23 protein-coding genes are annotated in these 20626 nt (G+C 43.7%); 8 read left to right on the top strand and 15 right to left on the bottom strand.

Annotation, left to right across the window (positions count from 1 at the left end):
• Window positions 1–5 precede the first annotated feature (5 nt).
• The 9 genes from GSF08_RS04570 to GSF08_RS04535 form a co-directional block, all read right to left on the bottom strand.
• Entirely contained in the window at window positions 6–482 is a 477-nt protein-coding gene (locus GSF08_RS04570) for a MarR family winged helix-turn-helix transcriptional regulator (protein WP_160624626.1), read from the bottom strand.
• Window positions 483–949: 467 nt separating this feature from the next.
• Window positions 950–1417 carry a GNAT family N-acetyltransferase gene (locus tag GSF08_RS04565; RefSeq protein ID WP_160624625.1) on the bottom strand — a complete coding sequence of 156 codons (468 nt, stop codon included), beginning with the start codon at window positions 1415–1417 and terminating at the stop codon, window positions 950–952.
• A gap of 89 nt (window positions 1418–1506) precedes the next feature.
• Window positions 1507–1815, bottom strand: coding sequence for a (Fe-S)-binding protein (locus GSF08_RS04560; protein ID WP_160624624.1), 309 nt, complete (start codon window positions 1813–1815; stop codon window positions 1507–1509).
• A 15-nt stretch (window positions 1816–1830) separates the two neighbouring features.
• Window positions 1831–2001, bottom strand: a complete 171-nt coding sequence (locus GSF08_RS11515; protein WP_249805878.1) for a hypothetical protein — start codon at window positions 1999–2001, stop codon at window positions 1831–1833.
• A 1-nt stretch (window position 2002) separates the two neighbouring features.
• The gene (gene rsxA, locus GSF08_RS04555) at window positions 2003–2575 is read right to left on the bottom strand and encodes an electron transport complex subunit RsxA (RefSeq protein ID WP_160624623.1); all 573 of its coding nucleotides are present in this window, start codon (window positions 2573–2575) and stop codon (window positions 2003–2005) included.
• Between the two features lie 2 nt (window positions 2576–2577).
• Window positions 2578–3237 carry an electron transport complex subunit RsxE gene (gene rsxE, locus GSF08_RS04550; protein WP_160624622.1) on the bottom strand — a complete coding sequence of 220 codons (660 nt, stop codon included), beginning with the start codon at window positions 3235–3237 and terminating at the stop codon, window positions 2578–2580.
• Window positions 3238–3250: 13 nt separating this feature from the next.
• Window positions 3251–3763 carry an FMN-binding protein gene (locus GSF08_RS04545; RefSeq protein ID WP_160624621.1) on the bottom strand — a complete coding sequence of 171 codons (513 nt, stop codon included), beginning with the start codon at window positions 3761–3763 and terminating at the stop codon, window positions 3251–3253.
• Window positions 3760–4884, bottom strand: a complete 1125-nt coding sequence (locus GSF08_RS04540) for an RnfABCDGE type electron transport complex subunit D (protein ID WP_160624620.1) — start codon at window positions 4882–4884, stop codon at window positions 3760–3762. The genes GSF08_RS04545 and GSF08_RS04540 overlap by 4 nt, the downstream gene beginning before the upstream one ends.
• A 12-nt stretch (window positions 4885–4896) precedes the next feature.
• Complete coding sequence (locus tag GSF08_RS04535; protein ID WP_249805876.1) at window positions 4897–6204, bottom strand: RnfC family protein; 1308 nt, start codon at window positions 6202–6204, stop codon at window positions 4897–4899.
• Between the two features lie 209 nt (window positions 6205–6413).
• Between GSF08_RS04535 and GSF08_RS04530 the strand changes: the two genes are divergently transcribed.
• Together GSF08_RS04530 and GSF08_RS04525 are read left to right on the top strand one after the other, a co-directional pair.
• Window positions 6414–7523, top strand: coding sequence for an FAD:protein FMN transferase (locus GSF08_RS04530; protein ID WP_160624619.1), 1110 nt, complete (start codon window positions 6414–6416; stop codon window positions 7521–7523).
• Between the two features lie 162 nt (window positions 7524–7685).
• Window positions 7686–9875: a YhgE/Pip family protein gene (locus GSF08_RS04525; protein ID WP_160624618.1), complete on the top strand. Its 2190-nt coding sequence runs from the start codon at window positions 7686–7688 to the stop codon at window positions 9873–9875.
• Between the two features lie 170 nt (window positions 9876–10045).
• Here GSF08_RS04525 and GSF08_RS04520 read toward each other — a convergent pair whose 3' ends face one another.
• Genes GSF08_RS04520 through GSF08_RS04510 form a run of 3 tightly spaced genes read right to left on the bottom strand, consistent with a single transcriptional unit; the run spans window position 10046 to window position 11939 of the window.
• Complete coding sequence (locus GSF08_RS04520; protein WP_160624617.1) at window positions 10046–10303, bottom strand: kinase to dihydroxyacetone kinase; 258 nt, start codon at window positions 10301–10303, stop codon at window positions 10046–10048.
• Between the two features lie 2 nt (window positions 10304–10305).
• Window positions 10306–11580, bottom strand: a complete 1275-nt coding sequence (locus GSF08_RS04515) for a glucose-6-phosphate isomerase (protein ID WP_160624616.1) — start codon at window positions 11578–11580, stop codon at window positions 10306–10308.
• On the bottom strand, window positions 11577–11939 hold the full coding sequence (locus tag GSF08_RS04510; RefSeq protein ID WP_160624615.1) for a CvfD/Ygs/GSP13 family RNA-binding post-transcriptional regulator: 363 nt from the start codon (window positions 11937–11939) through the stop codon (window positions 11577–11579). Before GSF08_RS04510 ends, GSF08_RS04515 begins: the two co-directional genes overlap by 4 nt.
• Window positions 11940–12063: 124 nt before the next feature.
• On the opposite strand from GSF08_RS04510, the gene GSF08_RS04505 reads away from it, so the two are divergent.
• From GSF08_RS04505 to GSF08_RS04480, 6 genes are all read left to right on the top strand, one after another.
• Window positions 12064–12519 carry a divergent PAP2 family protein gene (locus tag GSF08_RS04505; protein ID WP_249805874.1) on the top strand — a complete coding sequence of 152 codons (456 nt, stop codon included), beginning with the start codon at window positions 12064–12066 and terminating at the stop codon, window positions 12517–12519.
• 15 nt (window positions 12520–12534) lie between these two features.
• A complete protein-coding gene (locus GSF08_RS04500; protein WP_160624614.1) occupies window positions 12535–12771 on the top strand; it encodes a NifU family protein in 237 nt (78 codons plus the stop codon).
• Between the two features lie 91 nt (window positions 12772–12862).
• Window positions 12863–13669, top strand: a complete 807-nt coding sequence (locus GSF08_RS04495) for a helix-turn-helix domain-containing protein (protein WP_160624613.1) — start codon at window positions 12863–12865, stop codon at window positions 13667–13669.
• 29 nt (window positions 13670–13698) lie between these two features.
• The gene (locus GSF08_RS04490; protein WP_160624612.1) at window positions 13699–14127 is read left to right on the top strand and encodes a VOC family protein; all 429 of its coding nucleotides are present in this window, start codon (window positions 13699–13701) and stop codon (window positions 14125–14127) included.
• Between the two features lie 12 nt (window positions 14128–14139).
• A complete protein-coding gene (locus tag GSF08_RS04485) occupies window positions 14140–14601 on the top strand; it encodes a VOC family protein (protein ID WP_160624611.1) in 462 nt (153 codons plus the stop codon).
• A gap of 228 nt (window positions 14602–14829) precedes the next feature.
• Entirely contained in the window at window positions 14830–15414 is a 585-nt protein-coding gene (locus GSF08_RS04480) for a DJ-1/PfpI family protein (RefSeq protein ID WP_160624610.1), read from the top strand.
• A 521-nt stretch (window positions 15415–15935) separates the two neighbouring features.
• Here GSF08_RS04480 and GSF08_RS04475 read toward each other — a convergent pair.
• The 3 genes from GSF08_RS04475 to GSF08_RS04465 all read right to left on the bottom strand — a co-directional run bounded on the left by GSF08_RS04475 (window position 15936) and on the right by GSF08_RS04465 (window position 20622).
• Window positions 15936–18944, bottom strand: a complete 3009-nt coding sequence (locus GSF08_RS04475) for a hypothetical protein (RefSeq protein WP_160624609.1) — start codon at window positions 18942–18944, stop codon at window positions 15936–15938.
• Between the two features lie 255 nt (window positions 18945–19199).
• Entirely contained in the window at window positions 19200–20114 is a 915-nt protein-coding gene (locus GSF08_RS04470; RefSeq protein WP_160624608.1) for an LPXTG cell wall anchor domain-containing protein, read from the bottom strand.
• A gap of 31 nt (window positions 20115–20145) precedes the next feature.
• A complete protein-coding gene (locus GSF08_RS04465) occupies window positions 20146–20622 on the bottom strand; it encodes a hypothetical protein (RefSeq protein WP_160624607.1) in 477 nt (158 codons plus the stop codon).
• Window positions 20623–20626: the final 4 nt, after the last annotated feature.

The raw sequence follows: 20626 nt of genomic DNA, 5'->3' as shown, positions 1-20626 counted from the left end.
ATAATTTACTGCTCATGCTTTTGATTCACAAATACTACACATTTACGCATAATGCGAAGCAGTGCCTCGGCATCCTCCTCACCTAGATAATGAAGCAGTTCAATCATATTCTGATTGATCTTTGCTTCCTGTTTCCCGATAATCTCGGAGGCCAGCTCTGTGATTCTGACATAAACACTTCGGCGATCACTTTCCAGGACTACGCGTTCCACGAGTCCTTCATGCTCCAGATGTCTTACCACCTGCGATATTGCAGCCGGTGTGATCCGGAAGCTGGAAGATAGTTCACTCATTTTCACAAGCTCGCCTTCATGCAGCTGACGAATGCCGTTCAGAAACATCATATCCCGATGACTGATGCGTAAGGATGCACCATGTCGGCAAGTGCGACCCTCATGAATATGATCATCCGGATTGTCTGCTTGACGCCGAAACAGAAACATCAGATGATACATTTCACGGGCAACTGCTTTTTCATCCATTTTTTCACCTCTTATCAAAATACTTAAGTAGCTTAAATATTAAGCATGTTTAATATTATACGCAGGTTCAAAAGATTGTCAACTGCTTTTTCTAATTTCCCATAGTTCTACATAATTAAAAAATCATTCCCATATTTGAAAATATGAAACAGCCCTTAAAGGAAAGCGTTTTCTACATAGTAACAGGGTCGCACAAATTCTCCTTTTTATACCGATAAGAGATATACGACGGAAGCTTACAGCAAGCTTGAAGCAGGATCGCTTCCTATCTCATTCTCCACTTTTCATGGTTTCATGACAGCGTATTTAAATAGATCAGACATTGTTTTTCAATGTCAGTTTTTATGAACCTTACATTGTAAATAATTTTTGATATTCATTCTCCAGATGATGCAAACAAAAAGGACCGCATGAAATACAGTCCTTATTCATTACCAAAGCAGGCGGTTTATAAGCGGCCGGTATCTTTAAGCAGAAGTGTTCTTCTTGTTGCGGCGATAGCACAGCAGATCATCCCACTCCTCATAAAGTATGAAATCATGATACTCCAGCACCTTCCGCGAGGCCACATTGTTTTTCAGCACCCGTGCCTGTATTTCCTGTATCCTCTCATCCTTCTGAATCTGTTTCAGCAGACAGTGCAGCGCTTTCTTCATATAGCCGTGATTGCGCTTTGATTCATCCATATAATAACCGACCTCCCAACGTGTCTCATGAAGCTGAAGCAGCTGTACATAGCCAATGATACACAGATGATGCCAGACCGCATAAATACGGCCGCGGCTTTTTGGAAGCAGCTGATAATGTATGATAAGTTCGCGAGCATGTTCCTCTGTATCCGCGATCAGATAGCCGGAGGGTGCTTCTTCCATATTATGACGACTGATTCTTACCAGTGCCGGTGCATCTTTTAGACGCCATGGCCGCAGATTCATAAAAAAGACCCCTTTAACTCTACCATATGTCACATGATCTGCATTGTCTCGCACATATAACCAAAAAAAGAACTGTTTTCAACAGTTCTTTAAGGTTTCACATTCACACATGATCCATCCGGACCCGGCGTCTGATTCAAATATTCGGCGATTTTTTCTTTCGCTTCCGGCTTGCTTGGCTTACAGGTTCCAACCGTAGTGACCTCGCCATTTACCAGTGCTTCGGCCAGTCCCGAGCAACCGGCATAGCCGCAGCCGCCACAGTTATAACCCGGCAGCATGCCCGTAACCGCTTCGACACGTTCATCAGCTTCTACCTTCAGAAATTTATCAGCGATTCCAAGCCCGAAGCCCAGCAGCGCTCCCAGAACGACCATCACAATGATTGCAGTTATCATATTCTCTCATCCTTTCTACAGCTCATGTGCCGGATGATTGGCACAAGCTGTATCATGACATCCCTTGCATTCTGCTTTGATATCCTCACAGCCCTTCGGCACCGGTGTTTTGTGATTCAGATAATAAAGCAGAGCATATAGTCCGCCTAACAGTGCGAACAGCACCGCAGCATATAGATATGACATGCTATACCAAGCCTGCCAAACCGCTGAAGGCAAGCGCCATGATACCGGCAACAATCAGCGCTATTGGATTACCTTTAAATGCAAGCGGCGTTTTTGCGGCATCCAGACGTTCACGGATCGTCGAGAAAATGTATAAGACGAGTGTGAATCCGATCGGGATCGCAAAGGAATACGTCAGCATCTGGACAAAATCAAATCCCTGCTTGATATTTTCCAGCGCTACATTCAATACGACACAGTTGGTCGTTATCAAAGGGAGATACACACCAAGCGCCTTATATAATGACGGCGATGTTTTCTTGATGATCATTTCTGTCAGCTGAACCAGCGCTGCGATAACCAGGATAAAGGTTAACAGATCCATATACTGAATGTTTAAAGGATCCAATACCAGCTTATACAGCACATACGTTACGATTGAAGCCGCAACGACGACAAAGGTAACCGCTGCCCCCATGCCGACTGCGCTGCTGGATTTTTTAGATACCCCCATGAACGGACACATACCGAGAAACTGGTTCAGGACGACGTTGTTAATCAATACCGCAGTAATAAATAATGTGAATAGCTCCATATTTATTTCGCCTCCTTCGCAGCAGCTTTTGCCTTGTTGACTTTATAATTTTTATATCCCGCTACAGCAGCAGCCAGCAGTGCGAACGTACAGAACGCGCCGAACGGCTGAGAAAACAAGGAAATGATATAATCCTCAGGTATGATCTTTATAGAAAAGATCGTTTGTTCAATATTGAACGGATTGCTGAAGCTTAATATTCCGGTTGCCAGAATCTGACGAATGCTTGACATGACGATCAAAGCAAACATATAGCCAAGTCCCATGCCCAGTCCATCCAGGGCTGAATCAAATATACCGTTTTTGCTGGCAAACGCTTCCGCTCTTCCCAGAATAATACAGTTTACAACAATCAGCGGAATAAATACACCGAGCGCGGTATCCAGACTTGGGGCATAAGCCTTGATCACCATCTGAATGATCTTAACCAATGCGGCGATTACCACGATATAAACCGGAATCCGGATTTCATTGGGAGTAATCTTGCGCAGCGCTGATATCAGCACATTTGATAAAATCAGAACTACGATAACCGCCACCCCCATGCCGATTGCATTGTTTAATGACGTGGAAATAGCCAGGGTTGAACAGATTCCGAGATACAGGGAGAAGACAGGATTTTCACGGATAAATCCTGCCGTAAAGTTTTCTCTACGATTCATGTCTATCCACCTCCTACTTCAAGTACTGCGCATAGTATGCCGCAGCCTCATGAATACCATCGATTACCGGGGTTGAAGATATCGTAGCGCCGGAAATTGTATCCAGCTGACCGCTGGCATCCTTACCGATCAGCGTATCAATGAACGGCTGATCCGCTACCTGAGTGCCGATATCTTTAGTATCCCCTTGTGAATCTACTACATAGTTGACAATTTTACCGGACTTATCGATCGCTACCAAATAAACCGTACCATCCTTATAGCCCTTCACTTCCATTTTGAATATATATGTTCCATTCTCTACTGCAAATATCTTTTGGATGTTTGCATATTTCTCATTTTTCTTAACTTCTACGCTTTGAAAGCTATCCGCATCCGGAAACAGCTTCTTCAAATTTTTCTGTTCACTGGCCAATGCGTTTTTTTCGATGATCGGAGCTGTGACATCATTGGCAAACGCCAGCGCTCCCCCGGCAATTGCCGCAATGACTGCTAAGAAAATCGTCAAATGAAGAATCTTTTTCATCGCTGTACCTCCTGAGCAATACCGGCAGTGTGTCCCGCAGGTTCTGCTTTTTCACCGGTTGCCCCTAATACATAGGAAGTACCAACCGCGAACAGCGCCAGTACCGCAAATATCGTTACGGCTTTTTTCATGATTTGATTCTGCTTGCCGTCCAGTGCTTTTTCTATCATCGGTGTCAGCATATTCATCAATAGGATAGAATACAAAACGCCTTCCGGCAGATTGCCCTTCAGACGGATCAGCATCGTGATGAACGCACAGCCCAGTGCGAAGATACAGCGTCCCGGAGCGCTTGTCGGTGAGGTGACCGGATCACTCAGCATAAAGACTGCGCCGAACATGACCCCGCCGCTCAGCACATGAAAGGCAGCGTATTGAATCCACAGATCAGCACTCATGCCGGCCGCGATACCGACAACCGCACCTAAAACAAATACCGTACTGATGAAGATCAGCGGTACCCGCCAGTCAATGACTTTACGAACCGCCAATACCACGCCGACAATCAGCAGTAAAATCGCGCTGGTTTCACCGATAGCTCCAGCATACCAGCCAGTCGCCATATTGCCAAGGCCGCCGATGGAATCCAGCAGCTGGGTAAAAGCCGCGTTATTGGCCGGCAGCCAGTTATAAGAAGTGGCCATGAGCGTAGTCGGAGTCGCCCCGGTGATAACATCGGTAGACGCCTTCGCAAAGGCCGCAAAAACAATCGCACGTCCAAACGCTGCCGGATTAAAGATATTCTGTCCGAAACCGCCAAACAGCAACTTGCCGAAAAAGATGGCAAAAAATGTCGCAATCCCTAATGCAAATGGGGTTATATTCAACGGACACATCAGCGTTAAAATAATCGCAGTCACAAAACCGAAGGAATTCATCAAAAACGTTTTTACCTTCTGTTTTGTCACCAAGGCCCAGATACTTTCCGTTGCCAGTGCTACTGCCAGGGAAACCACCATCAGCTTCACCGCTTGCATTGCCCGATCCAGATCGTATCGGGTGTAATAAAAATACAAACTGAATGCGTAAACGACAAGTAAAGCAGCTGTCAGTTCCGCCATGATTCGCCGTGTACTCTGCTTCTGGCGCAGGTTCGGCGACACGTTAAAATTAAATTTCATTCTGTCTCCTCCTTACTTCTTCGCCTTCAGCATCATCAGACGCTTCGCTTTTCGCATATTTTCCGTAACATCCAGACGCGATGGGCAGACATAAGAACAAAGTCCGCACTCCACACAGTCTAATACCGATAAACGCTCCATCGTGACCGGATCGTTGGCATTGAGCGCCTGCGCGATCCGCACCGGCTGTAAGCCGCTTGGGCAATGATCGGAGCAGCTTCCACAGCGCAGACAGGCTACGCTGGACAACGGTTTATTTTCCAGCACCGTCAGCGCATTAACAGCCCGGTCGATCACAAACTGATCATTCACGATGGTTTTGCCCATCATCGGACCGCCGCTGATCAGCTTTACATCCTCACAGGTATAACCGCCGATCGCTTCCATGATCTCATGTACCGGAGTTCCGATCCTTACCCGCACATTGCATGGATGCTTTACCGCATCTCCGGATACCGTCACGATTTTCTCAACCAGCGGAGTACCTTCCTTTAACGCCTGACCCAGCGTAATTGCGGTTGATGCGTTGTTGACAATGGCGCCAACCTCACTGGGCAGCTTATTGTAGGTCTTTTTCAGCAGCTGCTGTACCAGAGTTTTCTCCCATCCCATCGGATAGACGTCCGGTACTTTCGCTACTGATACATGATCGCGATCACCTTCTACAGCTTTTTCCAATACCGCGATCATTTCTTTCTTAGTTTCTTTAATTGCAATCAGAACCTCCGGATTACCTGCCATTTTCCGCATTGCCTGAATGCCATACAGCATGTCATCCAGATATTCATTCAGCATTTTATAATCCGATGTTATGTACGGCTCACACTCTACCGCATTGATAATCAGCGTATCGATCTTCGCATCCGACGCATATTTGATATACGTGGGAAAGCATGCGCCGCCGCAGCCGACAATGCCGGCATTCTTCACAAATTCCACAAGTTCTGCCTTATCCGCTTCCAAATAATCCAACGGAGCAAATGCCTTCGTCGTTTCATACTGATCATCATTTTCAATCACAATATGCTCCACCGGCTTCAGCGCCGCATGCATGATCTTTGCGGTTCCTTTCACCGTACCGGATACACTGGAATAAATCGGTACGATCATACGATCATTGCATTGCGCCAGCTTTGTACCGACACATACATGATCGCCCTCTTTAACCAAAACATCAAAGTTGGCGGAATGCGTCGCATACAGCGGAATTTTAACTTCTTTGCCAGCCTTCACCGCTTTTATATCGCCGTGATCGCTCAGATCCTTGTGTCCATTGATATGCTGCCGCATCGGGCCTTTAAACAATGATATCACACTCATCCTTCCTTTCCTTATCTCCTACGAACTGTCCTTCTCTTACAGTTACGCCAGCATAATTATAGCATTTTCACCAATCTATAAAAAGCTTTAATTATAAATTTCACAATTTACCAATTCCCTGCATTCTTTCGCTCTTTCTTATCGGTTTCACAAACTTCATGAAATGCGTAAATCATTTAAAAATGTGGTATAATACCCCCGGTGAAGCTATGAAAAAAACAATTTTAACGATCTTGGCCGCACTCTTGATCAGCGGCTGTGCCGGCTCTCGTAATGAGCTGCATAAATATTCGTCCACAACTACCGAATCCGGTTTTGATACGCCGATCACCCTGATTGCGTATACGAAAGATGAAAAAACCTTTCAATCCTTCTTTCGGCAGATGAAGAAAGATTTTCTTCATTATCATCAGCTGTTTGACAAATATCATAACTACCCCGCTGTCAACAATATAAAGACCATTAACGATCAGGCCGGCATCGCTCCGGTTTTGGTAGATTCCTCAATCATCCAGATGCTGAAGCTGGCAAAGCAATACTATGAAGCAAGCGGGCATCATCTCGATATAACAATGGGCTCCGTCTTGGATATTTGGCATGATGCAAGAGACGCGGGAACGCTGCTGAATGAACAGGGTAAATCCGGAGTACTGCCTGACCTTCAAACCTTAAAGGACGCGAAAAACAATGCCGGTTTCGATTATTTAAAGATCGATGAGCAGGCACAGACAGTTTTTCTGACCAAATCAGAAGTGCAGCTGGATGTTGGGGCAATCGCGAAGGGGTTTGCTACTGAACAGGTTGCCAAGGCTTTGAAAAAGCAGGGTTTGAAACACGCAATCATCAATGCCGGAGGCAATGTTCGCCTGATCGGCAGTAAGCCAGAGGATAAAACATGGAGTATTGGTATTCAATCCCCTAACCCAAAGGACAGCGGCTCGCTTGCAAGCATCGAAGTACAGAAGGATTACAGCTTTGTCACCAGCGGTGACTATCAGCGCTACTATCTGGTTAACGGCAAAATGATTCATCACATCATCGATCCCGATACCCTCATGCCTGCCGATCATCAGCGGGCGGTCACGGTTCTTACAAAAGACAGCGGCATTGCGGATGCCTTGTCTACCACCTTATTCACCCTTTCCTATGAAGAAGGCTCTAAGCTGATAAATAAGCTGAAAAAGGATGGCATGGATATTCAGGCAATATGGGTATTTGATCAGCAAAAGCCCGCTCCAAAAGGCGTGAAAACCTATCCTGCGGGTAATTATGATCTAGTTATTACATCAGATTTAAAAAAACAGATTACATTTCATTAACATACAGCTCGCTGTATGTTTTTTTATGACACACCAAATGAACCTGTCTGCCTTTTATACAAAATTGCTATTTTGTTTATATACAAAACTTACAGCCGGAATATAATGTTCAACGATGAATGAGTGAAAACTCATTCGGATTTGAAAGGAAGAGTGTTGTAAATGAAAGAAGAATGGAAGCAGATATTCAAAAGTAATTGGCTTCGCATCGTAATGGCCGCCATTATGATCATCCCTTCGGTATATGCCGGGGTGTTTTTAGGATCCATGTGGGATCCTTACGGAAAAGCCGATCAGATTCCGGTGGCAGTCGTAAATGAGGATAGACCGGTTACATTCCAGTCAGCGAAAATGCACATTGGAAAAGATCTGGCAGATAATCTAAAAGATAATCAGTCGATGAAATTTGAATTCACCAGTGCTAAGAAAGCAAAAAAAGGATTGAAGAACGGAGATTATTATATGGTAATCACCATTCCCAAAAACTTTTCAAAAAATGCCACAACGCTGTTGAATGAAAATCCGAAAAAAATGGTTCTGAAATATGAAACCAATCCGGGAACCAATTATATCGCATCCAAGATGGATGAAACCGCCATCAACAAGATCAAGGCCAGTGTTTCCGCTACGGTAACTCACACCTATGCAGATACACTGTTTGATCAGGTGGGAACGCTGAGCAAAGGATTAAAGGATGCCAGCAATGGCTCCGTAAAGCTGAACACCGGCGTCGATCAATTGGTTATTGGCAATGCTGCTATTCATGACAATCTGAAGGTACTGTCTGCGAGTACCTTAACCTTCCGTGATGGTGCCCAGACCCTGGAAAACGGGTTAATGCTTTATACTGAAGGCGTTGATGAAGTGTACAGCGGTACCAAGCTGCTGAATGAAAAAAGCAGTGGTCTGAACGGCGGTATATCAAAGCTGGGAACTGGTATCACCAATGCTGAGAACGGCAGTCAGAATTTACTGAACGGGCTGCAATTAACATCTGGTAAATTAAAAGCACAGATGACGCCGGAGAAATTACAGGCTTTACAGACTCTGCAAAATCTAAATAACGAAACGGCTGCCAAGCTGAAAGCCGAATTGATTGATCCTCAGCTGATCGCCAATTCCAATGCAGCGAATGCCTTAACTGCAATGGATCAAAATAACTTGACCACCGACCAGAAAAAAGCGATACAAGCCGCTGCCGACACGCTGAGCGCTAACAATACTTCCCTCAGCACGCTGCTTGGAACTATGGACAATATGAATAAACAGAATTATGCTACTATCGGTGAATTTTCAGCCAACCTGCAGGCACTACAGAAGGTATTGGACGATCCTGATCCAACCCAGGGACTGATTGCCGGTGCAGAAAAGCTCAATACCGGACTGAGCAAAATGAATGCGTCAGTAAATGGGGATGAGGGACTGGCTGCCGGACTTGCCCAGTATACAGCTGGTGTCCGCAAGCTGAATCAGGGAGCAGCAGCCCTGACCAACACCAACAAAACGCTGCTGAATGGTATGGCGCAGCTGAACGGCGGTTCTTCCGCGATCAGCAGCGGCGCCTTCCAGCTTGCCTCGGGTTCCTCAACCATGGGAAGCGGGCTCACAACCTTAAAGAACGGCACTGATGAATTAAGTAAAAAACTAGGTGACGGTGCGGCCAAGAGCCAGATGAACATCAGTGATGAAACCATGAAAATGATGGCTGAACCGTTGACTACCAGGCATTCAGAAATGTATGAAGTAAAAAATAACGGACATGCGATGGCACCGTATATGATGTCGGTCGGCATGTATGTCGCATGCATGGCCTTCACGCTCATGTATCCTCTGATGAAAAACGGCAGTGAAAAGGAATCTGGATTCAAGCTCTGGCTAAATAAGGCAAGTGTCATGTTTACCGTTTCTACAATCCAAGCAGTCCTGATGATTGCGGCATTAATGGGCATCAATGGGATGCAGCCGGCAAATGTCGCCGCTACCTTCTTAATGGCGATTTTGATATCTGCGGCCTTTATGTCGATGATTGTCTTTTTCAACATCACCTGCGGCAAAATCGGAGCATTCCTAGTGCTGATTTTCATGGTCTTTCAGCTAGGCGGTGCCGCCGGTACCTATCCGATTGAAACATCCAATGCATTTTATCTTGCTATCCATCCGTTCATGCCGTTCACATACAGCGTTCATGCATTCCGTCAGACGCTGGCCATGAGCGGCAATGTCGGAAGTGATGCTCTGATTTTCGCTGCCATGATCATTGTCTTCTCCGCATTATCGATTCTATTCTACAAATGGAAGGTAACATTAAGCGATGAACAATTTGAGCAAACACGCCTTGCCCAATATCACTAAGCGAAATCATAAAAAAGAAGCTGCGGCTTCTTTTCTTTTAGCTGGTGATACGCAAGTAATATGTTGTAATCCCAAGAGCCTGTATCTCGCCGTTTCACATAATATGAAATAACCTTGTATAAAGGATATAGAAAAGAAGTCTGGCTGACATCGCCTGACTTCTTTATTTATTATCCCTGCAACCCGTTTGCCTGACGTACCATATTTTCTACAACAATGTCATGAATATCACCAAGGCTTGCGGCATATTCCAACAGCTTCCAAGGGGTATTGGTATGAAAATGAATCTTGATCAGTTCATCATCTCCGACCGCCAGCAGACAGTCGCCCTCTATATTCTTGATAATGTAATCATGAATTGCGTCCTCTGACAAATTTTTTCCCTCGATCAGCAGTTGGGTATCAAAACGATATTCAATTTCTTCCATCGCTAGTTCTTCCCCAGCAGCCGGAACATATTTTTCTTATAAACCTCAACACCCGGCTGATCAAACGGATTGCTGTCCTGTAAATAAACGCTCATCGCAACCGCACGGAAGAAGAAGTAACACACATAACCGAAGCTCTCAGCGTTCAGTTCTGGAATCGTAATCATCAGATTAGGCACTTTACCGGTGATTTCATGCGCTTCCAGCGTACCCTTGCAGGCCATTTTATTGACATAATCAAGGCTCTTGCCGGCTAGATAATTCATGCCGTCCGCATTGTCCTTATCTTCCGGGAAGATCATATCCTGCTGCGGCTTGTCAACCATCAGCAGCGTTTCAAACAGCATTTTATTGCCATCCTGAATAAATTGTCCAAGTGAATGCAGATCAGTAGAGAACACCGCGCTGCATGGCAAAATTCCACGGCCGTCCTTGCCCTCGCTCTCACCGAACAGCTGCTTCCACCATTCTGCAAAGGAGCTCATCTGAAATTCATAGCTGACAAGCATTTCGGCACATTTCCCCTGTTTCTCTAAGATCCGGCGGGCTACTGCATAGGCATAGGCCGGATTCTTTTCCAGATTTGGATCCGCAAGATCCTGATAAGCTTTACGGGTTCCTTCCATCAGTGCGTCAATATCAATACCGGCTACTGCGATCGGCAGCAAGCCTACCGCAGTAATTACAGAGAAGCGGCCTCCGATGTCATCAGGTATGGCAAAGGTTTCATAGCCCTCCTTATCGGCGATCGTTTTCAAGGTTCCTTTATTTTTATCCGTTGTCGCATAAATGCGTTTCGCAGCTTCAGCCTTTCCGTATTTTTTTTCCATAAACTGTTTCAGCAGTCTAAAAGCCAGCGCCGTTTCAGTAGTCGTACCTGATTTGGAAATTACATTTACGACAACCTCTTTATCCTTGATATAATTCAGAACCTGCATAATATAGGTTGATGAAAAAGTATTGCCGATAAAAATGACTTCCGGCTGCTTATCAGCATACAGACCGTTGATCGTTTCGATTGCGGCACGAGCTCCCAGATAAGAACCGCCGATGCCGCAGACTAGGAAAACGTCACACTGCTTCGCAATTACCGCCGCAGCCTTTTTGATTCGTGCAAATTCTTCCTTATCATAGGCATTGGGCCATTCCACCCAGCCTACATAGTCGCTGCCCTTTCCGGTTTTATTCATTAACTGTTCATGAAGGCGAGTAACTTCCTTTTGATATGACTTTACATCTTCACTCAGGTATGCATGTGCGGTTTCAAAAGTAATCATATTTCCTCCTTACGGCCGGCCTCTTTCAGCCAGTCATCCATTTTATCAGCGATGGAACGAAATCCGATTATCATGTCCGGAAGCCGCGGCGATGGATGCTTGCGGGCTTTTCTTACATTGCGCGCCTTCACCGCCTTCAGCGACAGCTTAAAATGATTCTGTTCTTCATCCATATCCAGTATTTTAACGCGAACCCGTTCATGTAGCTTCACAAACTTATTCACATCCTTCACATAACCGGAAGATATTTCGGATATGTGAATCAAGCCGGTATGATCGTTGTCCAGACTGACAAATGCACCATAGGGCTGAATTCCCGTGATGACCCCCTCCACGATATTACCTACCAAATAATGCATTCCGTTCACCTCTTTCGCGAATCAATTATATCATAAACAAGGGTGTTTTGTGTTATAATAATGGAGCTTATGATAAGAATCCAGCAGAAAGGAATAATGGAATTTATATCCATTACGATAGATGATGATTGAAACGATGTTCCCGATGTTTGCAGCGCTGCTTGCAAATGTTACAGCACAGCTGCTGAAGCCGCTGTTCCTGATGTCACGCACCAAACGCTTTGATATGCGGCAGACGATATCCTGCGGCGGCTTTCCAAGCTCTCATACCTCTACGGTAGTAGCGCTGTCAACCGCAGTCGCCTTAGTGGAAGGTCTTTCCTCGTCACTATTCGCGATAACCGCAATCTTTTCCTTTATCGTAATTTACGATGCGATCAACGTGCGGTATTATGCCGGCAAAAACATTCAGCTCACCAAACAGCTGATCAATGATTTATCCGCATCCGGAGAAGTTGAATTTTCCGATCCAATCTATTACGAAAAAATCAAGGAAGTACTGGGTCATCGGCTGATTGAGGTAATCGGAGGATTTATCCTCGGTCTGACAGAAACCCTGCTGTTTTATTTTCTGATCTAAAAAGGAGGAAATTTAATGGAAACCAAAGAAACAGAGATCAAAAAAGTATTGGATAAAATTCGTCCCTATATTCAGCATGACGGCGGCGATGTAGAATTTGTGAAATTCGAAGAAGGAATCGTCACGGTGAGAATGCTTGGTGCCTGTGCCGGCTGTCTGATGATCGATGATACTTTAAAAGATGGAGTTGAAGCAATCCTTCTGGAAGAAGTTCCGGGAGTGGTTGAAGTAAGACTTGCCGAAGATGCATAATGCATCTTCTTTTTTTCTGGAAATTACAGGATTACAAACGGATTGAAAATCTTCCATGTTATAATAAACATACACAAAAAAGGAAATTACTATGGAACTTAACTGGCTGCTTCATCAGGATGCGAACGCTTATCAGAAAAAACATCTTTATCTAAAACCGCATCCGCTCCTAGGTAAAACAATCGCACATTACACCTACATGCAGAATCAGCTCTTTGCGGATGAATCCACACTTACCCTTGTCCCTGATGCGTCCGGATGCATTGTGATTCAAGTAACCGATGCGGGTATTTCCTGTCGTTTTTGGGGCAGCACAAGCACCGTCATACAAGTAATGAGCGATGCGGCCCACACTTATTTTCATTTTTTTATTGAATTTCTGCCAGCTGGCGCATTCGCATTCCTTCATCACAGTCAAAGTGCATACCACAATCAGATCCTGTCACTGGATACGGTGTTTCCTTCCTTTAGTGATCATATATCCATGCTGTATGAAACCAGTGATACGCTCATACAATTTACCAAAGGCATCGATGCCTTATTTTTAAAGCGGTTGGAAATGCCTGACAGCAGTATATCTTTTATTCATCAGCAGCTTCATCAAGGAGCGTCCATCGCGTCGATCACTGCAAGGATCGGTTACAGCCAACGTCATCTGCAACGATTATTTCAGTCACAGACCGGCTGTTCAATGAAGCAATATCAGCGGATTGCGCGAATCAATCAAGCCGTTCACCTTTTACAGACAACCCCCTGTGCACTGACCGAAATAGCACAGCTTTGCGGGTATTATGATGAAGCGCATTTTCTGCATGACTTTCAAAAGGTGATGAAGCTAACTCCTCGCACCTACCAGAAGCAGATGTCCGTTTTTTACAATGAACTTTATAAGTTTTAACGTATCATAAATGGCAGGAGGTAAAGGATATGAATAAAATTACATGTGTCTGCTTAGGGGTAAAGGATATGGCAGCGTCCATTCACTTTTATCGGGATAAGCTCGGCTTTCATACGGATGAAACAGAGGATCAGCCCGCCGTTATCTTTTTTGATACGCCCGGCACCAAATTTGAGCTGTTTCCGCTGGAGCAGCTGATGCAGGATATCGGCGATCCCACCCTGTCGATTGCGAAAGGCTTCAACGGAATCACGCTTGCTTATAATGTACCCTGCCGTGAAGAGGTTGATGAAGTTATCGCTTTGGTGAAGCAAGCGGGAGGAATTGTCGTGAAAAAACCTCAGAACGCATTCTGGGGCGGCTATCACGCCTATTTCAAGGATTTAGATGATTATTACTGGGAAGTAGCCTGGGGACCGAATTTTCGCTACGATGAAAACGGTTTGCTGATATTTTAAGGAGGATACATTATGAAATTTTCAACCATGCTTATATCACGCGATTTGGAACAGACAAAAGCATTTTACGCAAAGCTGTTCAAAATGCGCGTGATCAGTGACTTTGTAGAGAACATCACCTTAACAGGAGGATTGTCCTTTCAGACGATAGACAGCTGGAGTACCTTCATCCATAAGGATGCTAAGGAAATCAAGCTCGGCGGCAATGACGTCGAAATTTACGCTGAAGTAGATGATCTCGATGCATTTGTGAAACTTGTTGAACAGGAACAGGTAAAGCTGGTACATCCGCTTCAGACGCATAGCTGGGGACAGCGCGGACTGCGTATCTATGATCCGGATATGCATATTATTGAAATTGCAGAACCCTTATCAATCGTTGTGAAACGATTTTTCAAGGAAGGACTCAGCGTTGAACAGATTTCTGAAAAAACGCTGCTGTCAGTAAAAATTGTGCAGCGAATGCTGAAATAATAAGATACTTAACTGAATATCAGGTCTGTGTTATACTGTATTTAGCGAGGTGATGAAGCGTGAGCAAATAATCTGTTGAATCCATATATGGGATTCCTTTCAATCCCTGTTATCAATAGATTATCCAATCCTTTTTATCATGCATATATTTATTACATCAAAAACTTTTGTGATGGTCTTTTGAATAACAGGCTGTTTTCACAAAAGTTTTTTATATGAGGAGGATTGATGATGAAAATAGCTGTTTTGATTTATGATAATTTCTGTAATTTTGAATTTTGTATCGCCTTAGAAATGTTTGCCATGGAAAACGTTCCGATCACCGTCTTCGGTGAACATAAACAGCTTTATCGAAGTGAAGAGGGATTGCTTTGTCAGGCAGAGCGCTCTTTAGAAGAACTCTGCGTCGATGAATATGATGCCCTGCTGCTCACGGGATTTCAAAATGAACACTTTCCGCTGGCCGACAACCCATTATTACAATCGATCATACGCCAGTTCGATGCAAAGAAAAAGGTATTGGCGGCCATATCTGCCGGACCGATCATGCTGATCAAAGCTGGCGTATTAAAAGACAGACATTTTATGTGCGCATGTCCGAAAGAAGGTTTGCTGGAAGAAGGCATCACCATGGATGAAATGGAATTGATGATGGATTGGAATGATTGTATAAAAGAGTATGATACTTTAAAATTCATCCGCAGTGATCATATCCTTACTTCCGTTGCCTATGGCTATCGCGAATGGGCAATGGAAATCGGTAACATGTTGCACCTAAAAACCTATCCCAAATCATTTGGATTAACGGAATAAATCACCTATTACCTGTTATGTAATAGTTTCTAATGCTTATAAATAATGTAATAAAAAAAGTGGTAACCCTTTGATCTGATCACACTGAAGTAGACAACGGTATAAAAGAAAACGTTGAATACAACAGAAGTGATCTTTCATTAGAACCACTTTTTATTTACAAAAAAGGTATGGTAAATGATAATATTTATCCATTGCCAATTACCATGTGTATCGTAAATACTAATATGTATGATAATTGCTTTTCTAACTAAATATCAAACATTCTATCACGATTACTGCGTTAACAGATTCATCCTCATAAAGCTTATGAAAGATTCTAATCAATTATTAAAAATCTTGTTTTTAGCAGACTATCCAAGATCGTTCAGTCAGAGAAATAAAGCATATAGCTTTCCTGTGAAATTCACTTTCACATAAATTACCGCTCTTAAAAAGTAAGTACTCCGCCAGTAAAATAACGGAGTACTTAAAGAATCTATCCTTCTCAATGCCTTTTTGTCTGATTTATTTTTCCTGTCTTAACCAAGCATATTCTTCGAATAACTCTTACACTTTTTCAGGATCAGCAAGATAATTGTGCCAAAGCTTGTAAGCAGAAACAAAAGCCAGAGATTTTTATTCGTTGAATCTGATGTTTCTGCCGAAGCATTGCTTTCTTTATCTGAATTATCCGTGTCTTTTTTCGGTGTATCCTCATCTTCTTTCGGTGTATCCTTATCATCTTCTTTTTCGCTGTCTGCTTCCTTGACTTCAATCTTAACTTCCTTCTGTACCGTCTCATCAGTCTTGATCCATTTATCCTGTGACAAATATTGTTCTTTTGCGAAGGCAACCTTTAGTGTATAAATACCCGGTTTTGTAAGTTGAAAGGATGCTGTGTATGGAGCGTTTTCCCATGTTCCGTTTGGATTTACACTCCAAGCCACAGGCTTATAGCGGATATCATTCAATCCAGGATTCGCTTCATCCATATTTACACCCACAGCTTTAAAAGTGATCATTTCATTTACTATGTACTGCTTATTAATATCTAAATCAACAATTTTATTGTCTTTATCATCAGCAACAGCACTCTTTTTTCGCAGCTCAACTCGAATCGAACGAGCCGGCTGTTTAAACTCGATCTTGCCGTCACTGCCGCCATTTACCAAGGTAACCGGGATTTCTAACGCTTCGTACGGGGCATCACGCTTATCCCAGTTACGGGCTGAGATAATTACAAGATCATCCTCTGTGATCGCCCGGGGAAAGGTAACCGTGACCGTATCGGTTCCATAAATCAACACGTTTCCTGATTCAGTTTTGTTTTCCATACTGAATTGACTATAAATATTATTTGCTTTTTTAATATCTGTAGTATCCGTAATATTGACGCCGTCACTGATTACTTCATCCGCATAGAGCGTATAACCACTGCCTGAATAAATAGAATCTTGCCATTGTACTTTTCGATCTTCTTTTCGATAAGACCAATGGGTAGTGCTTGATCCCCAAATAGCCAAATATTTTGTTGTTCCATAATTCATATAACCAATCTGACCGCCGCTGATCTGTACCGTTGGTGAATTATATAAATGAACAGCTGGCTTATTGGGATCATCTGTATGCGGTTCAATATGTCCGCCGCTGTTATAAATGGCTCCTCCACGCATATATAGATTGGTTATATAGCATGTAGCATATCCGCCTTCACCGGGACTGAGGATACCGTCATTTAAAACAAGCGTATTCACCCTATTTACCGCGGATCCGGCATGCTGCGTTTCATCCGCAAACGCCGGTGCTTTTCCTCCGGTGATCACCGCATTATCAACGGTAATCTTAGAAGCGTTATAAACAGCGTGGCCTCCGACTTTATATCCTTCACCGCCGATAATTTGACTATCACCGGCAAACGTTGAATCAGACCAGCACCGTGAAATAGCGTATCCGCCATAAGTACCCTTACCGCCTTGTACCAAAGCTCCATCCGTATTTACTTGTGCGCCGGTAATTCCATTTCCGCCATAGGTATCAGCAGATGTATCAGTAGTGCTGCCGCCGATCACCTTGGAACCCTTCTGCATATTAATAATCACCGGTACCTTATTGGACCAACAAATGATTGCTGATGAAGCATTTCCAACGGTTGTATTTCCGCCTTGAATCGTAACATCTGCACCGATGTTAATTGTCGGTGACACATTGTCATAAGCATCAATTTGATTCTGTGACATATCAAACTTAATTGCACTGGCAAATGTGTAGCTGCTTCCGTTGCCGTAATCCGAACTATCGGTATTCCCCGTCGACCGATTGCTGTCAGCCTGAATCAGATTGGTTCCTTTAATATCCAGCGATAGCGCACTGTCACGGGCATAGGTATGTCCCAGTGTATTATTAGATACACTCACTAATGTAAAGGGTAACTTGACATCTGCGGGCTGCAGATGACTATTTGTAATCGATACTTGATAAGCATAATCAATCAAACTTCCCCCAGATGAATTTTCATAACTATCCTTACAGCCAATGATGCTTGCATTTTTTAGCTCCAGATAGTTTATGGCAAAAAGTAAGGGATTGTTGGCTGCCCCGTGGTCATCTTTACCGGCTACCACGGTGGACCCTATGATCTTTCCGCCGTCTACAACAACTCTATAACAACCTTCAATCGCTCCTCTTTCTATTTTTTTACTGCCGTTTCCGCTCTGAACTGTTCCATAGATCGTTACATTTTTCAAGCCAGAAACCGCCAGACCTGACATGTAGCTCATTTTTCGATCTTCTGAGCTTCCAATCAAGGTTGCATCACCCTCTACAATTAAATTTGCATCCTGTCCGGCTACTGTCATTTTTTTTGAATCGCTCGCAATGTAGGAGCCTTTTATCACAATATTACGCAGTGTACAGGTCTGGTTAGGATCAATCTCAATATAGATTCCCTCAATAGTATTACCTGATCCGGCTAACACAAGATTCTTTGTGATATTCAATGTATGATTCTTCCCATCACTTGTTAAGCTTGACAAATCAATGATATCATTATCAGATGCATTTGTGATTGCCGCATTCAATTCATCAAAGGTGGTAGGCTGTAATGATGTACTTCTATTTGATGGTAACGTGTCAGATTTCGCAGCACTCCGGTGAATTTCTTTGTTATCACCATTGTTTTGCGATACATTTTCCGGCAGCTCGCTCACATGATCGACAACCGTCTTTGATAAATCCGATGCGTCTTTATCAGTAAGGGAATGATAATAAACAGTTATATCATAATCCCCGTTTTCACTTACGATAAATTCAGCTTTATCTGCATTAATCCGTGAATTACCCTCGAACGCTACCGCATCGATAATGAATCCTTCTGTGCTCGCTGTCTCTACCTTTATGTTTACCGTCCGCTTATCCTCGCTGATTTCATGATGAAAAGCAACGGAGATATCATCCATGTTATCATTACTTGCCTGAACAGAATGTATCATCCCAAAACACATTGCACATACAAATAACAAAATGCCTATTCTTCTTAGCTTTTTATTCATAGACAATTGTTCCTCCTTTTACAACATCAACTCATCCTCTTGCAAACATAATAATGCTGTCTTATGATGTTTAATTCTTTATTTCCGATTACTTTCTTTGTTTATCTTAGATAAAGATAAGCATTTTTTACAATGATTCGGTAAAAGGGAATGATCAGAAACAAAAGTGCGTAAATTAAATACTGTACATTTATCTAATTTACACACCTTCAACACTCTTGTTTTTAAGATAAAAGAGTTCAATATTTAATTTTTTTATTTTTTCTTAATAAAGAAATACACAGCACCGCCAAGCACTGTAACCCCTAAAATGATCAGGATGATCACTTCATGATTTCCGGTATCCTTTGCGGCATCCAGCTGTTTACGCAGCGCTGCCTGACGCTGCTTTAAAGCATTTCGCTGTTTCTTGCTCAGATCCTTTCGTGACAACAATTTCTCGATCTGTTTTAAGTCATCCTCGATTGCTTGCTTATCCTTTGGATTTCCTTTTATCAGCTGTTTGGTCAATTCTTCGATCAGCTGTGTCTGCTTTTCCTGCAGTTCTTCTCGCTCTGCCGGTGTAAGCTCCCCTTTTGTTAACAGATCGTCGATCTTATCCAATTCATCCAGAATATCTTCTTTTCCCGTTTCCGGCTTTGATTGATCCCCTTTGTTAATCGATCCTTCCTCCGCATTTTCATCAGAGTCTGCATCCTTCGCCGGTTCATTCGATCCGGATGATTCGTTTCCACCGCCCGGTTTCACTGGCTTCTCAGTTTCTCCGGGCTGGCTCTCCTCGGCACTGCTGCTTCCTTTTTGAAAGCTTATCTCCAACTGAATATCATCTTCATGGATAAGCGGTGCGGTATAAACATTACCCTTGATCTCATTTAATACATTCTTTCCTCCGAAGCTCACACGTTTGATCGTGTATCCTTTGTCCGCCTTAATCTCAAATTGCGGTCTTGTGAGTCGCTTTACCGTGATCTGCTGATCTCCTTGATAGCTCTTCCCTGCGACCTTCACCGACCCATGGGTTCCGATCTTCAGCCGCATTTTGTGCTGCTTTGGCACTTCGATATGGATTGTTGTTTCACCGCCGCCGACTTCCTCAGCCTGTACCGGTGTCATCTGCGACAACAGCAAGCCGATCACCGCCAGCCATACTATGCTTCTTCCTTTTCGCAATCCTCAGCACCTCCTTCCGCATTCATCTTCTTTAGTTCATAGCTGCTGAGAACACTACTGATCCGATATACTCTCCGCTGCTGGCCATCGACCATGCATCCGCTTCGAACTCGATCGACAGTGTGATCTCTTTTGGTACTGCGGCCTTGATCTCATCCGATGTCCATACCTCATTTGAGAATTCACTTCCTGCCTTTGTTACCTTGAAGGGGATTCCCGGTACTTCCTGCGGATTCGTTGACGCCTTAAAATCCTTTTTCTCTTTTACCGATACCGTAATTGTCTTTCCGGCTTCGATATTTCCCTGCACACTCAGCTTTCCGATCTGCTGTGTCTGCTGATCATAATCAATGTTTGTGCTCGTGATCGGAATCGACAGCTCATAGCTTGCCGGAACCGTTGCCTTTAGGGTGATCGTTCCTTCCTGATCATCCGCTGCCTGTACCCGCAGCGGCAGCCATCCAAGCATCATTGCCATTCCTGCCAACAGGAGCTTCTTATGCTTCATATAT

Origin of the sequence: Copranaerobaculum intestinale (assembly GCF_009831105.1) — a bacterium.
Lineage (GTDB): Bacteria > Bacillota_I > Bacilli_A > Erysipelotrichales > Erysipelotrichaceae > Copranaerobaculum > Copranaerobaculum intestinale.
This window is presented reverse-complemented; position numbering and strand designations above follow the sequence as displayed.

Coding starts and splice junctions, on each gene's coding strand:
- GSF08_RS04570 (WP_160624626.1), bottom strand. CDS start 482: ATGGATGAAAAAGCAGTTGCCCGTGAAATGTATCATCTGATGTTTCTG.
- GSF08_RS04565 (WP_160624625.1), bottom strand. CDS start 1,417: ATGAATCTGCGGCCATGGCGTCTAAAAGATGCACCGGCACTGGTAAGA.
- GSF08_RS04560 (WP_160624624.1), bottom strand. CDS start 1,815: ATGATAACTGCAATCATTGTGATGGTCGTTCTGGGAGCGCTGCTGGGC.
- GSF08_RS11515 (WP_249805878.1), bottom strand. CDS start 2,001: ATGTCATATCTATATGCTGCGGTGCTGTTCGCACTGTTAGGCGGACTA.
- rsxA (WP_160624623.1), bottom strand. CDS start 2,575: ATGGAGCTATTCACATTATTTATTACTGCGGTATTGATTAACAACGTC.
- rsxE (WP_160624622.1), bottom strand. CDS start 3,237: ATGAATCGTAGAGAAAACTTTACGGCAGGATTTATCCGTGAAAATCCT.
- GSF08_RS04545 (WP_160624621.1), bottom strand. CDS start 3,763: ATGAAAAAGATTCTTCATTTGACGATTTTCTTAGCAGTCATTGCGGCA.
- GSF08_RS04540 (WP_160624620.1), bottom strand. CDS start 4,884: ATGAAATTTAATTTTAACGTGTCGCCGAACCTGCGCCAGAAGCAGAGT.
- GSF08_RS04535 (WP_249805876.1), bottom strand. CDS start 6,204: ATGAGTGTGATATCATTGTTTAAAGGCCCGATGCGGCAGCATATCAAT.
- GSF08_RS04530 (WP_160624619.1), top strand. CDS start 6,414: ATGAAAAAAACAATTTTAACGATCTTGGCCGCACTCTTGATCAGCGGC.
- GSF08_RS04525 (WP_160624618.1), top strand. CDS start 7,686: ATGAAAGAAGAATGGAAGCAGATATTCAAAAGTAATTGGCTTCGCATC.
- GSF08_RS04520 (WP_160624617.1), bottom strand. CDS start 10,303: ATGGAAGAAATTGAATATCGTTTTGATACCCAACTGCTGATCGAGGGA.
- GSF08_RS04515 (WP_160624616.1), bottom strand. CDS start 11,580: ATGATTACTTTTGAAACCGCACATGCATACCTGAGTGAAGATGTAAAG.
- GSF08_RS04510 (WP_160624615.1), bottom strand. CDS start 11,939: ATGCATTATTTGGTAGGTAATATCGTGGAGGGGGTCATCACGGGAATT.
- GSF08_RS04505 (WP_249805874.1), top strand. CDS start 12,064: ATGATTGAAACGATGTTCCCGATGTTTGCAGCGCTGCTTGCAAATGTT.
- GSF08_RS04500 (WP_160624614.1), top strand. CDS start 12,535: ATGGAAACCAAAGAAACAGAGATCAAAAAAGTATTGGATAAAATTCGT.
- GSF08_RS04495 (WP_160624613.1), top strand. CDS start 12,863: ATGGAACTTAACTGGCTGCTTCATCAGGATGCGAACGCTTATCAGAAA.
- GSF08_RS04490 (WP_160624612.1), top strand. CDS start 13,699: ATGAATAAAATTACATGTGTCTGCTTAGGGGTAAAGGATATGGCAGCG.
- GSF08_RS04485 (WP_160624611.1), top strand. CDS start 14,140: ATGAAATTTTCAACCATGCTTATATCACGCGATTTGGAACAGACAAAA.
- GSF08_RS04480 (WP_160624610.1), top strand. CDS start 14,830: ATGATGAAAATAGCTGTTTTGATTTATGATAATTTCTGTAATTTTGAA.
- GSF08_RS04475 (WP_160624609.1), bottom strand. CDS start 18,944: ATGAATAAAAAGCTAAGAAGAATAGGCATTTTGTTATTTGTATGTGCA.
- GSF08_RS04465 (WP_160624607.1), bottom strand. CDS start 20,622: ATGAAGCATAAGAAGCTCCTGTTGGCAGGAATGGCAATGATGCTTGGA.